Consider the following 15170-nt stretch of genomic DNA (forward strand, 5'->3'; position numbering starts at 1 on the left):
AAGACCCCTGAACGGAGGTACGTGCGAGTAGCGGGTGCCGACATCCGGCTGAGCAGGCTATGTTCGGTGGTGAGGAATGGTGAATGCCGGACCTCGACGAATGCACCCCCAGGTTTCGGGCAGGTAACTCACCGGTAGCCCAAAAGCTGAAAAGTCGGTGGGGTGGACACCTCCCGGATGGGGGAGGAGGAGGTCGAAGCCACCGAGTCCGCGGCTCCGGCGATCACCGGAGCCTGGTGCAAAAGGGAGATGCTCCGCCGCCGAGCGGAGCGATCCGGGAACGGAGTTCTGCGTGGACATCGTCGTCAAGGGCCGCAAGACCGAGGTGCCCGAGCGGTTCCGCAAGCACGTGGCCGAGAAGCTGAAGCTGGACAAGATCCAGAAGTTCGACGGCAAGGTGATCAGCCTCGACGTCGAGGTGTCCAAGGAGCCAAACCCCCGTCAGGCCGACCGTTCCGACCGGGTGGAGATCACGCTTCGCTCGCGGGGACCGGTCATTCGTGCGGAAGCGGCCGCAGCCGACCCCTACGCAGCGCTGGACCTGGCCACCGGCAAGCTGGAGGCGCGGCTGCGCAAGCAGCACGACAAGCGCTACAGCCGCCGGGGCAACGGCCGGATTCCCGCTGCCGAAGTCGCTGAGACCGTGCCGGGTGCGGCGTCGTTCAACAGCGAGGGTGACCTGGCCGGCGAAGGCGCGGCACAGTCCGTACCCACCACCAGGATCGGCTCGCTCGAGGTGCAGGGCGAAGGGCCGCTGGTGATGCGCGAGAAGACGCACGTCGCGGCACCGATGCTGCTCGATCAGGCGCTCTACGAGATGGAGCTGGTCGGGCACGACTTCTATCTGTTCGTCGATGCCGAGACGAAGGAACCCAGTGTCGTCTACCGACGGCACGCCTACGACTACGGTGTCATTCATCTGAGGACCGACCCGCTGGCCGCTGACGAGGCGGGCGGCGCAGGCGGTGCGCTCGGCGGCTGACGCCCCGCATCGGTGGTGCCCCTGGGGGCGCAATCACGCCACCAGGGGCACCCGAGTGGGACCACAGGACCACCGCTCTGACGTCCAGGCATGGAATCATGACGTCCCAAGCCAAACGGTGCTCTGTGAAGTGTCGTTGGCGGACAGCTTGTGAACTTCAGGCCGTGGCCTTCAGGGGGAGGAACGATGGCGGACACCTTCGGGCCCGTGCGCGATGCGAATGATGTCGACGACACTGCCTGTGCCGACACCGGCGCGGACACGGAGAGTTCCGGCAAGGAGCCGATCCGCGTCCTGGTGGTGGATGACCATGCGCTCTTCCGCAGAGGTCTGGAGATCGTCCTTGCCCAGGAGGAGGACATCCAGGTCGTCGGCGAGGCGGGGGACGGGGCGGAGGCCGTCGACAAGGCGGCCGACCTGCTGCCCGACATCGTGCTGATGGACGTACGGATGCCCAAGCGCGGCGGCATCGAGGCCTGCACCTCCATCAAGGAGGTGGCCCCCAGCGCGAAGATCATCATGCTGACGATCAGTGACGAGGAGGCCGACCTCTACGACGCGATCAAGGCGGGTGCCACCGGCTATCTCCTCAAGGAGATCTCCACCGACGAGGTGGCCACAGCGATCCGCGCGGTCGCCGACGGGCAGTCCCAGATCAGCCCGTCCATGGCGTCCAAACTGCTCACCGAATTCAAGTCGATGATCCAGCGGACCGACGAGCGCAGGCTGGTGCCGGCGCCGCGGCTCACCGACCGGGAGCTCGAAGTCCTCAAACTGGTTGCCACGGGCATGAACAATCGCGATATCGCGAAGGAACTGTTCATTTCCGAGAACACCGTGAAGAACCACGTCCGCAACATTCTGGAGAAGCTGCAGCTGCACTCCAGGATGGAAGCAGTGGTCTATGCCATGCGGGAGAAGATCCTGGAGATCAGGTGAATCGGGTGCGCCGGTACAGCCGGGTCAGCCGAGGGCGCGGGCGACTTCCCGGCTGAGCGCCTCGCGAAGCTCCGGTGCGTCCACCCGTTCCACCCGGACCGCCGTGCAGCCGACCCAGGCCGCCGCCTCCACGAGCGCCTCGGCCATCGGTGCCACGGCCTTCCTGCCTGCCAGGGACACCTGCCGAGCGACCAGAGTCATGCCCTCGCGCGCCGGATCGACCCGGCCCTGGAGCTTTCCGCCCGCCAGCAGCGGCATCGCGAAATACCCATGAATCCGCTTGGGCCTGGGGACGTACGCCTCCAGGCGGTGGGTGAAGCCGAAGATCCGCTCCGTCCGCGCCCGCTCCCAGATCAGTGAGTCGAACGGCGACAGCAGCGTCGTACGGTGCCGTCCACGCGGCTCCGCAGCCAGTGCTGCCGGGTCGGCCCAGGCGGGCTTCGCCCAGCCCTCCACCGTCACCGGCACCAGCCCGGAGTCCGCCACCACCGCGTCGAACTGTTCGGCCTTCAGCCGGTGGTAGTCGGCGATGTCCGTACGGGTGCCGACTCCCAGGGACTGCCCGGCGAGTGCGACCAGCCGGCGCAGACATTCCGTGTCGTCCAGATCGTCATGCAGCACGGAATCGGGCAGCGCACGCTCTGCGAGGTCGTACACCCGCTTCCAGCCGCGCCGCTCGGTACACACCACTTCGCCGTACATCAGGGCCCGCTCGACGGCGACCTTCGACGCCGACCAGTCCCACCACTCCCCGCCGTTCTTCGCCCCGCCCAGCTCCGTCGCGGTCAGCGGTCCCTCGGCGCGCAGCTGCTTGATCACCGTGTCGTACGCCCCGTCGGGGAGATCGTGGTTCCACTGCGGGCGCGCGCGGTAGGAGCGGCGGCGGAACGCGAAGTGCGGCCACTCCTCGACCGGCAGGATGCACGCCGCGTGCGACCAGTACTCGAAGGTGCGGCCGCCCGACCAGTACGCGTCCTCGATCGTGCGGCGTCCGACGGCGCCGAGGCGCGCGTACGGAATCAGCTCGTGCGAACGGGCCAGCACCGAGATCGTGTCGAGCTGTACGGCGCCGAGGTGCCGCAGCACTCCCGGCACCCCCGACCGGCGGTCCGGCGCCCCGAGGAAGCCCTGGGCGCGCAGGGCGATCCTGCGTGCCTGGTCGGCGGAGAGTTCGGCAGCGGGAGGCGGCACAGGCGTCATGGACCGAACCCTAGAGGGCCGCACTGACATTCGTTCACGGAGCGGTGGACCGGTCCGTGCGGCCGGAGGAGGCCACGCCGACGGGGGACCTCGCCGGCAGATACGGGTGGACGCCCGGCAAGGCCAGGTCGGACGGGAGCAGTGCGCCGACCCAGGTGTCCCGCCGCACGCCCTTGTTCAGCAGCCCCGAGCGCTGATCGCCCTCCAGGCGGAAGCCCGCCCGCTGCGCCACGGCCCGCGAGGGCACATTGCCGACCTCGGCCCGCCACTCCAGCCGGTCCCCGCCGAGTGCGGTGAACGTCCAGTGGGCGGCAGCCCGTACCGCCTCCGTCGTATAGCCGAGACCGCGGTGCTCCTTCGCCGTCCAGAACCCCACCTCGTACGTGCCCAGCCGCGTGCGGCGGTCGATGCCGAGTGCACCGGTCATCACCCCGCTGTCGCGGTGCACCACCGCGAAGTTGTACATGGAGTCGTCCTGCCAGCCGCTGGGGGACAGCTTCTCCGTGAAGAGTTCGGCATCGGCCCGGCTGTACGGGGAGGGGATGACCGTCCAGCGCTGGATGTCCGGGTCCTGACAGGCGGCGTACACCTCGTCCGCGTCGCTCCGGCGAAAGGGGCGCAGCAGCAGACGCTCGGTGGTGAGGGTGATCGGCTCCATGTACGGATTCTGGTGAGGTGCCAACGGTGATGCGACCAGTTTTCGCGCTTCCCGGCACCTTCCGAGTCCGCCATCCGTTGAATCGAAAGGGCACAGCGGGCTCAACGCGGCGGCAGCCCTCCCGGCGCGGCGGGGTCCTCGCTTACGATGGCCGTTGCGGTGGGGCTCACCTGCCGTGCCCGTGCCAGCGTCCATCACACGACCCAGTGCCAGGCCCGACCGGCAAGGAGACCAGCCTCAGTGTCCGTCTTCAACAAGCTCATGCGTGCAGGCGAAGGCAAGATCCTGCGCAAACTGCACCGCATCGCGGACCAGGTCAGCTCCATCGAAGAGGACTTCGTCAACCTCTCCGACGCCGAGCTGCGGGCGCTCACCGACGAGTACAAGGAACGGTACGCGGACGGCGAGAGCCTGGACGACCTGCTCCCCGAGGCATTCGCGACGGTCCGTGAGGCCGCCAAGCGAGTACTCGGACAGCGCCACTACGACGTCCAGATGATGGGTGGGGCGGCGCTGCACCTCGGCTATGTGGCCGAGATGAAGACCGGTGAGGGCAAGACCCTCGTCGGCACCCTGCCCGCGTATCTCAACGCGCTCTCCGGCAAGGGCGTGCACCTGATCACGGTCAATGACTATCTGGCCGAGCGCGACTCCGAGATGATGGGCCGGGTCCACAAGTTCCTGGGCCTGACCGTCGGCTGCATCCTCGCGAACATGACGCCGGCCCAGCGACGTGAGCAGTACGCCTGCGACATCACGTACGGCACGAACAACGAGTTCGGCTTCGACTACCTTCGCGACAACATGGCGTGGTCCGCGGACGAGCTCGTCCAGCGCGGCCACAACTTCGCGGTGGTCGACGAGGTCGACTCGATCCTCGTCGACGAGGCCCGTACGCCCCTGATCATCTCCGGCCCGGCCGATCAGGCGACCAAGTGGTACGGCGACTTCGCCAAGCTGGTCACGCGCCTCAAGAAGGGCGAGGCGGGCAATCCGCTCAAGGGCATCGAGGAGACCGGCGACTACGAGGTCGACGAGAAGAAGCGGACCGTCGCGATCCACGAGCCCGGTGTCGCGAAGGTCGAGGACTGGCTCGGCATCGACAACCTCTACGAGTCGGTGAACACCCCGCTCGTCGGGTACCTCAACAATGCCATCAAGGCCAAGGAACTCTTCAAGAAGGACAAGGACTACGTCGTCATCGACGGCGAAGTCATGATCGTCGACGAGCACACCGGCCGTATCCTCGCCGGCCGCCGCTACAACGAGGGCATGCACCAGGCGATCGAGGCGAAGGAAGGGGTGGACATCAAGGACGAGAACCAGACCCTTGCCACGATCACCCTGCAGAACTTCTTCCGCCTCTACGGCAAGCTGTCCGGCATGACCGGTACGGCGATGACCGAGGCCGCCGAGTTCCACCAGATCTACAAGCTCGGCGTCGTGCCGATCCCGACGAACCGGCCGATGGTCCGCGCCGACCAGTCGGACCTGATCTACCGGACCGAGGTCGCGAAGTTCGCCGCGGTCGTCGACGACATCGCCGAGAAGCACGAGAAGGGCCAGCCGATCCTGGTCGGCACCACCTCGGTCGAGAAGTCCGAGTACCTCTCGCAGCAGCTCTCCAAGCGTGGTGTGCAGCACGAGGTCCTCAACGCCAAGCAGCACGACCGTGAGGCGACGATCGTTGCCCAGGCCGGCCGCAAGGGCGCGGTCACGGTGGCGACGAACATGGCCGGCCGCGGTACGGACATCAAGCTCGGCGGCAACCCCGACGACCTCGCCGAGGCGGAGCTGCGCCAGCGCGGTCTCGACCCCGTCGACCACGTCGAGGAGTGGGCGGCCGCGCTGCCCGCCGCGCTGGAGAAGGCCGAGCAGGCCGTCAGGGCGGAGTTCGAAGAGGTCAAGGAGCTCGGCGGGCTGTACGTCCTCGGTACGGAGCGGCACGAGTCGCGGCGTATCGACAACCAGCTGCGCGGTCGTTCCGGCCGTCAGGGCGACCCGGGCGAGTCCCGCTTCTACCTGTCGCTCGGCGACGACCTGATGCGGCTGTTCAAGGCGCAGATGGTCGAGCGCGTGATGTCGATGGCGAACGTGCCGGACGACGTGCCGATCGAGAACAAGATGGTGACGCGGGCGATCGCGTCGGCGCAGTCGCAGGTCGAGCAGCAGAACTTCGAGACGCGTAAGAACGTCCTGAAGTACGACGAGGTGCTCAACCGGCAGCGCGAGGTCATCTACGGCGAGCGCCGTCGCGTCCTGGAGGGCGAGGACCTGCAGGAGCAGATCCGCCACTTCATGGACGACACCATCGACGACTACATCCGGCAGGAGACCGCCGAAGGCTTCGCCGAGGAGTGGGACCTCGACCGGCTGTGGGGCGCGTTCAAGCAGCTCTACCCGGTGAAGGTCACCGTCGAAGAGCTGGAGGACGCGACCGGGGACCGGGCCGGGATCACCGCCGAGTTCATCGCGGAGTCCATCAAGGACGACATCCACGAGCAGTACGACGAGCGCGAGAAGCAACTCGGCTCGGACATCATGCGTGAGCTGGAGCGGCGCGTCGTGCTGTCCGTCCTGGACCGCAAGTGGCGTGAGCACCTCTACGAGATGGACTACCTCCAGGAGGGCATCGGCCTGCGGGCCATGGCGCAGAAGGACCCGCTGGTCGAGTACCAGCGCGAGGGCTTCGACATGTTCAACGCCATGATGGAGGGCATCAAGGAGGAGTCCGTCGGCTACCTGTTCAACCTGGAGGTCCAGGTCGAGCAGCAGGTCGAGGAGGTTCCGGTGCAGGATGCGGCCGAGCGGACCTCGCTTGCCAAGGAGGACGCCGCGGTTGCGGCTGCGGCACGTCCCGAGATCCGCGCCAAGGGGCTCGACGCTCCGCAGCGGCCGGACCGGCTGCACTTCTCCGCCCCCACGGTGGACGGGGAGGGAGGCGTCGTCGAGGGCGACTTCGCCAACGGTGACGGTGGGGCCGGGTCGGAGTCGGACGGGCTCACCCGGGCGGAGCGACGCAAGGCGCAGAAGAGCGGTGGCGGGGGGCGGCGCCGCAAGAAGTAGGTGCGGCTGCGCCTGCGTCCTGCGGGCGTGAGTTTGCTTGGTACGGCGGCTGGGGCCGGGCACCGAGGGGTGTCCGGCCCCAGCCGTGTGCGGGGCGGGCTGGGGCGCCGGGGTCGCCCGGCGCCCGTTCTGCCCTCACGCGCCGGACGGGCTCGGGGCGCGCTGCTCAGGGCGCGCTGTGCCGCGAGTGGTGGGTGCCGGGGGGTCTCGCCTCAGCTGCCGGACTTGGTGCCGCCCAGCTCTACCGCTGCGCAGCGCCAGCGCAGGTCCGGGCCCTGTTCCAGGCGGAAGGCCATGGCGCGCACCTCTTCGCCCGCCGCGATGCTCGCGCACGCTTCCACCACTCCCGGTGCGGGCTGGGCGCCGTGGCAGCGGCGCACCACCGGGCGGGCCCCGCGGGCCCTGAGCGGGGTTGCCGGGGCCAGTTCGGCCAGCTGGTCGTAGGCCTCGCCGATCGTGTGGCCGAGCATCCAGTGGACCGGTCGCTGGCCGCTGAGAACCGCGAGGAGGCGTTCCGCGAACCAGTGGTGCGGGCGCATCCGCTGCGCTGTCCGGCGACGCTCCGCCGGTACGGCTTCGGGCCTGCGCTGGTCGTGACGTCCGGCGGGCCGGGTCCTGTTCACGCTCATCGTTCATTGCCCCCGTTGATCCGAGGCCCGGTTGTCTACCGGGCAGTAACTTCTGCTGGGGATCTTCTACGGCGGTGGCGTACGCGGCCGCAAGCACCGTCGGGGCGCCGGGCGCGGTCCCAGAGGTTCACCTATCCGGGTGACGGGCGCGGTGCCGCAAGGTGCGTGGGGGCGGTGTGAGGGGTGAATTGTGCGCGTGGGGTGGACGAGCTGGAGGCCGTACCTGTAACCCCGATGGGGGACGTCGCACGTATCCTGAGAGCGTTCCGACTACGAAAGCGGCCAGCCATGCGCGTGTACGTCCCCCTGACCCTCTCCGGTCTCGCAGCGGCGCACCGGGCGGGCGAGGTCGGCCCCGGTCCGCTGACCGCCTACGCGGTCACTCCCGCGCTCCGCGAGTGGTACGTCTCCGACGACATCGAGGAGCTGGAGTACGCGGCGCTCAACCGGGCCGCGTCCGCCTCGCTGCGGATGATCGCCGGGGATCCGGGTGCCGTGCGCAGGCGCGTGGTCGTCGCCGTCGACGTACCGGACGGGGAAGCCGTCGCCGACCCCGACCACAGCCTCGATCCGTCGTCGCTCGGTGAGGTGCGGATCGCGTCCGCGGTGGCGCTGAAGAAGGCGGCCGCAGTGCATGTCGACGCGGACGACGCGGAGAAGGACGTGGCGGCGGCCGCCGCGGTACTCGGCGCGGCGGACCTCGGGGACGACGACGCGCAGTTCACCGTGGACGGTGCCGAGGACCACGAACTGCTCTGGTTCGGGGTGCAGGAGATTCCCAACCTGATCGGCTGACCCGTATCTGACCGGCTGACCCGTTGTCGTACCCGGCAGGTACTTTCTCTCCATGGGGACACATGGGAAGCACCGCACGCATCTGGTCTGGGACTGGAACGGCACACTGCTCGACGACAACGAGGCGGTCGTCGGCGCGACGAATGCCGCGTTCGCCGAGGTCGGCCTGGAGCCGCTCACGCTGGAGCAGTACCGGGAGATGTACTGCATCCCGATTCCCCGCTTCTACGAGCGGCTGATGGGTCGGCTGCCCACCGAGGCCGAGTGGGAGCGGATGGACGGGATCTTCCACCGGTACTACACGGAGCAGCGGGTCGCCTGCGGGCTGACCGCGGGGGCCGCGGAGCTGCTGGCGCAGTGGCAGCTCGCCGGGCGCAGCCAGTCGCTCCTGAGCATGTATGTCCACGAGCAGCTGGTGCCGGTGGTCCGGGGGTACGGGATCGAGCGGCACTTCACGCGGGTCGACGGCCGCACCGGGCCGTCCGGCGGCAGCAAGGCGCAGTACATGGAGCGGCACCTTGCCGCTCTGGACGGGATATCGCCCGAGCGCACGGTGGTCATCGGCGACGCGGTGGACGACGCGCTGGCCGCGGCGCATGTCGGTGCGGGGGCGGTGCTCTATACCGGGGGGTCGCACAGCCGGGCCAGCCTGGAGGCGGCCGGCGTGCCGGTGGTGGACAGTCTGGCCGAGGCTGTGGAGCTTGCCGAGCAGATGACCGGCTGAGGGGCGCCCGGAGGGGTCCGGCGGGGGCCGACGGGGAGCTGAGGGGGTTCTCGGCGACGTTTCGGCTCGGCGAGGCCTCAGCCCGCCCAGGCTTCAGTTCGCCGGGGCCTTCGTGCGCAGGACCTTCAGGAACTCGCGCATCCACGCCGAGTGGTCCGGCCAGGCGCGGGACGAGATCAGGGTGCCGTCCACCACCGCTTCGTGGTCCTCGAAGGTGGCACCCGCCGCCTGCATGTCGAGTTCCAGTGCGGGGTAGGCCGTGACGCGGCGGCCGCCCAGTTCGCCGATCGCCGCCGTCAGCAGAGGGCCGTGACAGATCTGGGCGACCGGCCTGTCCGAGTCGAAGAAGGCCTTGAGGATCTTGCGGAGCTCGGCGTCGTTGCGCAGGTACTCGGGGGCGCGTCCGCCCGGGATGACCAGGGCGGCGTAGTCTCCGGCGTCGACCTCGGAGAACGCCAGGTCGGCCGGCCAGGTGTAGCCGGGCTTCTCGGTGTACGTGTCGAAGCCGGGCTCGAAGTCGTGGACGACGAAGCGGAGCGTCTTGCGGGCGGGGGCCGCGATATGGACGTCGTACCCCTCCTCGCGCAGCCGCTGGTACGGGTACAGGACTTCCAGGGACTCGGCGGCGTCGCCGGTGACGATCAGGACCTTCGGTGCCATGGTGCGGGCTCCCCTCGCGCGGACGTCTGCGTCAAGCGTGCATCTGCCCGTTGCGCGCTGTCCAGAGTGTCAAAGTTCGGGACCTTCTTTTGTACACATACGGCTCATGACGGTTCCGGGTACGGGCGAGATAGCCTGGACCCGTGATCAGCGCGATACGCCTTGGGGGCAGCGAAGCCCCCGGCCTGCGCCCGGAGTGCCACCGTGCCCGGGCGATCACTGATCCCTTCGTCCCGGACCCACTGCCGAAAATGGCCGATATGGTCCCGGGCATCTCTCGTAGCGGCATAGCGTCGTCTCAGACCGGAAACCCCGTGTCGTGGCGGTACGTCGCTTTTTTCACCTACGTCACGCAACGGCGCGCGACAGGAGCCAGAGGACATGCAGACCAAGCTGGACGAAGCCAAGGCCGAGCTGCTCGCACGGGCGGCACGGGTAGCTGACAACAGTCCGGGCGGTGGTGTCGGCGGCCCGGGCGGTACCCCCCGGGTGCACGTCGAGGGCATCGCGGCCGGCGCCACCGGTGCCGGGCAGGGCGAGCGTCCGGGCCCGGACGTGCTGCTCTCGTACCTCCAGCGCTACTACCTGCACACCGCTCCGGAGGACCTCGTCGGCCGCGACCCGGTCGATGTCTTCGGTGCTGCCTCCTCCCACTACCGGCTCGCGGAGAACCGCCCGCAGGGCACCGCGAACGTCCGGGTGCACACCCCGACCGTCGAGGAGAACGGCTGGACCTGCAGCCACTCCGTCGTCGAGGTCGTCACCGACGACATGCCGTTCCTGGTCGACTCCGTCACCAATGAGCTGTCCCGGCAGGGGCGCGGCATCCACGTCGTGATCCACCCGCAGGTCGTCGTCCGTCGCGATGTCACCGGCAAGCTCATCGAGGTCCTCGCCGAGGGCAACGGCCTCACTGCCGACCAGCAGGGCCGCAAGGGCGCCAACGGGGCCAAGGGGACCACGCACGCGCTGCCGCACGACGCGCTCATCGAGTCCTGGATCCACGTCGAGATCGACCGCGAGACCGACCGCGCCGACCTGAAGCAGATCTCCCTGGATCTGCTCCGCGTGCTGTCCGACGTACGGGAGACCGTCGAGGACTGGGACAAGATGCGCGACGCCGCGCTGCGCATCGCCGACGACCTGCCCGGCGAGCCGCTCGACGAGCTCACCGACGAAGAGGTGAACGAGGCCCGCGAGCTGCTGCGGTGGCTCTCCGCCGACCACTTCACCTTCCTCGGCTACCGCGAGTACGAGCTGAAGGACGGCGACGCACTGGCCGCCGTCCCCGGCACCGGCCTCGGCATCCTGCGCTCCGACCCGCACCACAGCGAGGACGAGGCGCACCCGGTCAGCCCGTCCTTCGAGCGGCTGCCCGCCGACGCCCGCGCCAAGGCCCGCGAGCACAAGCTGCTGATCCTCACCAAGGCGAACAGCCGGTCGACCGTGCACCGCCCCAGCTACCTCGACTACGTCGGCGTGAAGAAGTTCGACACCGACGGCAATGTCATCGGTGAGCGCCGCTTCCTCGGACTGTTCTCCTCCGCCGCCTACACCGAGTCCGTGCGCCGGGTGCCCGTCATCCGCCGCAAGGTCGCCGAGGTGCTGGAGGGCGCGGGCTTCTCGCCCAACAGCCACGACGGACGCGATCTGCTGCAGATCCTGGAGACGTACCCGCGCGACGAGCTCTTCCAGACTTCCGTCGACCAGCTGCGCTCCATCGTGACGTCCGTGCTGTACCTCCAGGAGCGGCGCCGACTGCGCCTCTACCTCCGCCAGGACGAGTACGGGCGCTACTACTCCGCGATCGTCTACCTGCCGCGCGACCGCTACACCACCGGTGTGCGGCTGCGGCTGATCGACATCCTGAAGGAGGAGCTCGCCGGCACCAGCGTCGACTTCACCGCCTGGAACACCGAGTCGATCCTTTCCCGGCTGCACTTTGTCGTGCGTGTCGCGCCCGGCACCGAGCTGCCCGACCTGACCGGCGCCGAGGTCGACCGCATCGAGGCGCGTCTCGTCGAGGCCGCCCGCTCCTGGGCCGACGGCTTCCAGGAAGCGCTGACCGCCGAGTGCGGTGAGGAGCGCGCCGCCGAGCTGCTGCGCCACTACGGTCACTCGTTCCCCGAGGGCTACAAGGCCGACCACACGCCGCGTGCCGCCGTCGCCGACCTGGTCCACCTCGAAGCGCTGAAGAAGGACGAGAAGGACTTCGCGCTCAGCCTGTACGAGCCGGTCGGCGCCGGCCCCGGTGAGCGCCGCTTCAAGATCTACCGGACGGGTGACCAGGTCTCCCTCTCCGCCGTTCTCCCCGCGCTCCAGCGGCTCGGGGTCGAGGTCGTCGACGAGCGTCCGTACGAGCTGCGCTGCGCGGACCGTACGCACGCCTGGATCTACGACTTCGGGCTGCGGATGCCGCAGGTCAACGGCAGTGGCACCTACCTCGCCGACGACGCCCGCGACCGGTTCCAGGACGCGTTCGCCGCGGTGTGGACCGGGCAGGCCGAGAACGACGGCTTCAACTCCCTGGTGCTCGGCGCGGGTCTGAACTGGCGGCAGGCGATGGTGCTGCGCGCCTACGCGAAGTACCTGCGGCAGGCCGGTTCGACCTTCAGCCAGGACTACATGGAGGACACCCTCCGTAACAACGTCCACACCACCCGGCTGCTGATCTCCCTCTTCGAGGCCCGGATGTCGCCCGGTCGGCAGAGCGCCGGCACGGAGCTGACCGACGGTCTCCTCGAAGAGCTCGACGGGGCACTCGACCAGGTCGCCTCGCTCGACGAGGACCGGATCCTGCGGTCCTTCCTCACCGTCATCAAGGCGACCCTGCGCACGAACTTCTTCCAGGTGGCGGACGGCGGCAAGCCGCACGGGTACGTCTCGATGAAGTTCGACCCGCAGGCCATCCCGGACCTTCCGGCGCCCCGCCCGGCGTTCGAGATCTGGGTGTACTCGCCGCGCGTCGAGGGTGTCCACCTGCGCTTCGGCAAGGTCGCCCGCGGTGGTCTGCGCTGGTCGGACCGGCGGGAGGACTTCCGTACGGAGATCCTCGGCCTGGTCAAGGCGCAGATGGTGAAGAACACCGTCATCGTGCCGGTCGGCGCCAAGGGCGGCTTCGTCGCCAAGCAGCTGCCGGACCCGGCCGTCGACCGTGACGCCTGGATGGCCGAGGGCATCGCCTCGTACCGGACATTCATCTCGGCGCTGCTCGACATCACCGACAACCTGGTGGCCGGCGAGGTCGTGCCGCCCGTCGACGTCGTGCGCCACGACGAGGACGACACCTATCTCGTGGTCGCCGCCGACAAGGGCACCGCGAGCTTCTCCGACATCGCCAACGAGGTCGCCGTCGGGTACGGCTTCTGGCTCGGCGACGCGTTCGCCTCCGGTGGTTCCGCCGGTTACGACCACAAGGGCATGGGCATCACCGCCCGCGGCGCCTGGGAGTCCGTGAAGCGGCACTTCCGCGAGCTCGGCCACGACACCCAGACCGAGGACTTCACGGTCGTCGGCGTCGGCGACATGTCCGGTGACGTGTTCGGCAACGGCATGCTGCTCTCCGAGCACATCCGGCTCGTCGCCGCGTTCGACCACCGGCACATCTTCCTCGACCCGACCCCGGACGCCGCCACCTCGTACGCCGAGCGGCGCCGCCTCTTCGACCTGCCGCGCAGCTCCTGGGCCGACTACAGCAAGGACCTGCTCTCCGCCGGCGGCGGCATCCACCCCCGTACCGCGAAGTCGATCCCGATCAACGCGCACGTCCGCGAGGCGCTCGGCATCAAGTCGGGGGTCACCAAGATGACGCCCGCCGACCTGATGCAGACCATCCTCAAGGCGCCCGTCGACCTGGTGTGGAACGGCGGCATCGGTACGTACATCAAGTCGTCGGCCGAGTCGAACGCGGACGTCGGCGACAAGGCCAACGACGCGATTCGCGTCAACGGTGAGGACCTGCGGGCCAAGGTCGTCGGCGAGGGCGGCAACCTCGGTGCGACGCAGCTCGGCCGGATCGAGTTCGCCCGGGGCGGCGGCCGGATCAACACCGACGCGATCGACAACAGCGCCGGTGTGGACACCTCCGACCACGAGGTGAACATCAAGATCCTGCTCAACGGGCTGGTCCGGGACGGCGACATGACCGTCAAGCAGCGCAACAAGCTGCTTGCGGACATGACCGATGAGATCGGCCGTCTGGTGCTGCGCAACAACTACGCGCAGAACACCGCGCTCGCCAACTCCGTCACCCAGTCCGCCTCCCTGCTCCACGCCCAGCAGCGCTTCATGCGCCGCCTGGGCCGCGACGGGCACCTGGACCGTGCGCTGGAGTTCCTGCCCACCGACCGGCAGATCCGGGAGCTGCTGAACAGCGGCAAGGGGCTCACCCAGCCCGAGCTCGCCGTACTGCTGGCCTACACGAAGATCACCGCATCCGACGAGCTGATCCGGACCAGCCTGCCGGACGACCCGTACCTGCAGAAGCTGCTGTACGCCTACTTCCCGGATCAGCTGCGCGCGCAGTTCCCCGAGGCGGTCGACGGACACGCGCTGCGTCGCGAGATCATCACCACGGTGCTGGTCAACGACACGGTGAACACCGGTGGTTCGACCTTCCTGCACCGGATGCGGGAAGAGACCGGCGCATCGATCGAGGAGATCGTGCGGGCACAGGCCGCAGCCCGCGAGATCTTCGGCCTGGGCCAGGTGTGGGACGCCGTCGAGGCGCTCGACAACAAGGTCGCCGCCGATGTGCAGACCCGGATCAGGCTGCACTCGCGCCGGCTCGTCGAGCGCGGCTCGCGCTGGCTGCTCGGCAACCGGCCGCAGCCGCTGGAGATCGCCGGGACGATCGGCTTCTTCAAGGACGGCGTCGACCAGGTCTGGGCCGAGCTGCCCAAGATGCTGAAGGGCGCCGACGAGGAGTGGTACCAGTCGATCCTGGACGAGCTCACCGAGGCGGGCGTCCCGGACGAGCTGGCGCAGCGCGTCGCCGGGTTCTCCTCCGCCTTCCCGGCGCTCGACATCGTGGCGATCGCGGAGCGCGTCGGCAAGGACCCGCTCGCCGTCGCCGAGGTCTACTACGACCTCGCGGACCGGCTGGGCATCACCCAGCTGATGGACCGGATCATCGAGCTGCCGCGGAGCGACCGCTGGCAGTCCATGGCCCGTGCCTCCATCCGTGAGGACCTGTACGCCGCGCATGCCGCGCTCACCGCGGATGTGCTGAGCGCGGGCAACGGGACGTCGACGCCGCCGGAGCGGTTCGAGGCGTGGGAGGAGAAGAACGCGGCGATCCTGACGCGTTCGCGCTCCACGCTGGAGGAGATCCAGGGGTCGGACGCGTTCGACCTGGCGAACCTGTCGGTGGCCATGCGGACGATGCGGACGCTGCTGCGCACGCACGGCTGATCGGGCGGCGCTTGTACGGAAAGGGGGGCGCCCCGGGCTTTCGGCCCGGGGCGAAGCGGCCGAGCCGTCGCCGGGCATGCAACACGCACCCCGCACCTATGAACT

General features: G+C 69.0%; 10 protein-coding genes. 6 read left to right on the forward strand and 4 right to left on the reverse strand.

All coding sequences use genetic code 11. From position 1 onward, the window contains the following. Nucleotides 1-292 precede the first annotated feature (292 nt). Together raiA and AB0N06_RS31865 are read left to right on the forward strand one after the other, a co-directional pair. Nucleotides 293-982: a ribosome-associated translation inhibitor RaiA gene (gene raiA / locus AB0N06_RS31860; protein WP_366138174.1), complete on the forward strand. Its 690-nt coding sequence runs from the start codon at nt 293-295 to the stop codon at nt 980-982. Nucleotides 983-1168: 186 nt separating this feature from the next. Beyond that, nucleotides 1169-1921, forward strand: coding sequence for a response regulator transcription factor (locus AB0N06_RS31865; RefSeq protein ID WP_366138175.1), 753 nt, complete (start codon nt 1169-1171; stop codon nt 1919-1921). Nucleotides 1922-1945: 24 nt separating this feature from the next. Here the strand turns inward: AB0N06_RS31865 and AB0N06_RS31870 are convergent, their stop codons facing one another. Together AB0N06_RS31870 and AB0N06_RS31875 are read right to left on the reverse strand one after the other, a co-directional pair. Further along, nucleotides 1946-3121 carry a crosslink repair DNA glycosylase YcaQ family protein gene (locus AB0N06_RS31870; protein WP_366138176.1) on the reverse strand — a complete coding sequence of 392 codons (1176 nt, stop codon included), beginning with the start codon at nt 3119-3121 and terminating at the stop codon, nt 1946-1948. 34 nt (nt 3122-3155) lie between these two features. Beyond that, the gene (locus AB0N06_RS31875; RefSeq protein WP_366138177.1) at nt 3156-3779 is read right to left on the reverse strand and encodes a GNAT family N-acetyltransferase; all 624 of its coding nucleotides are present in this window, start codon (nt 3777-3779) and stop codon (nt 3156-3158) included. 240 nt (nt 3780-4019) lie between these two features. Here AB0N06_RS31875 and secA point away from each other — a divergent pair, with 240 nt between their 5' ends. Further along, complete coding sequence (gene secA, locus AB0N06_RS31880) at nt 4020-6845, forward strand: preprotein translocase subunit SecA (protein ID WP_366138178.1); 2826 nt, start codon at nt 4020-4022, stop codon at nt 6843-6845. Between the two features lie 212 nt (nt 6846-7057). On the opposite strand, the gene AB0N06_RS31885 is transcribed toward secA, so the two are convergent. Next, a complete protein-coding gene (locus AB0N06_RS31885; protein ID WP_358859344.1) occupies nt 7058-7474 on the reverse strand; it encodes an Rv3235 family protein in 417 nt (138 codons plus the stop codon). A 288-nt stretch (nt 7475-7762) separates the two neighbouring features. On the opposite strand from AB0N06_RS31885, the gene AB0N06_RS31890 reads away from it, so the two are divergent. Together AB0N06_RS31890 and AB0N06_RS31895 are read left to right on the forward strand one after the other, a co-directional pair. Beyond that, nucleotides 7763-8269 (forward strand): hypothetical protein, encoded by a 507-nt coding sequence (locus AB0N06_RS31890; protein WP_358859343.1) that lies wholly within the window; start codon nt 7763-7765, stop codon nt 8267-8269. Between the two features lie 52 nt (nt 8270-8321). Then, on the forward strand, nt 8322-8993 hold the full coding sequence (locus tag AB0N06_RS31895) for an HAD family hydrolase (protein WP_366138179.1): 672 nt from the start codon (nt 8322-8324) through the stop codon (nt 8991-8993). Between the two features lie 93 nt (nt 8994-9086). Here the strand turns inward: AB0N06_RS31895 and AB0N06_RS31900 are convergent, their stop codons facing one another. Continuing rightward, the gene (locus AB0N06_RS31900) at nt 9087-9653 is read right to left on the reverse strand and encodes a DJ-1/PfpI family protein (RefSeq protein ID WP_366138180.1); all 567 of its coding nucleotides are present in this window, start codon (nt 9651-9653) and stop codon (nt 9087-9089) included. A 381-nt stretch (nt 9654-10034) separates the two neighbouring features. Between AB0N06_RS31900 and AB0N06_RS31905 the strand changes: the two genes are divergently transcribed. Beyond that, a complete protein-coding gene (locus AB0N06_RS31905) occupies nt 10035-15065 on the forward strand; it encodes an NAD-glutamate dehydrogenase (protein WP_366138181.1) in 5031 nt (1676 codons plus the stop codon). The last annotated feature ends 105 nt before the right edge of the window (nt 15066-15170 follow it).

The sequence above is a fragment of the Streptomyces sp. NPDC051020 genome, from assembly GCF_040683105.1.
GTDB lineage: Bacteria > Actinomycetota > Actinomycetes > Streptomycetales > Streptomycetaceae > Streptomyces.

Excerpts from the sequence above, each read along its gene's own strand:
- AB0N06_RS31900 (WP_366138180.1), bottom strand. The coding sequence starts at position 9,653 with ATGGCACCGAAGGTCCTGATCGTCACCGGCGACGCCGCCGAGTCCCTG.
- AB0N06_RS31905 (WP_366138181.1), top strand. The coding sequence starts at position 10,035 with ATGCAGACCAAGCTGGACGAAGCCAAGGCCGAGCTGCTCGCACGGGCG.
- AB0N06_RS31885 (WP_358859344.1), bottom strand. The coding sequence starts at position 7,474 with ATGAGCGTGAACAGGACCCGGCCCGCCGGACGTCACGACCAGCGCAGG.
- AB0N06_RS31870 (WP_366138176.1), bottom strand. The coding sequence starts at position 3,121 with ATGACGCCTGTGCCGCCTCCCGCTGCCGAACTCTCCGCCGACCAGGCA.
- AB0N06_RS31875 (WP_366138177.1), bottom strand. The coding sequence starts at position 3,779 with ATGGAGCCGATCACCCTCACCACCGAGCGTCTGCTGCTGCGCCCCTTT.
- AB0N06_RS31895 (WP_366138179.1), top strand. The coding sequence starts at position 8,322 with ATGGGGACACATGGGAAGCACCGCACGCATCTGGTCTGGGACTGGAAC.
- AB0N06_RS31865 (WP_366138175.1), top strand. The coding sequence starts at position 1,169 with ATGGCGGACACCTTCGGGCCCGTGCGCGATGCGAATGATGTCGACGAC.
- AB0N06_RS31890 (WP_358859343.1), top strand. The coding sequence starts at position 7,763 with ATGCGCGTGTACGTCCCCCTGACCCTCTCCGGTCTCGCAGCGGCGCAC.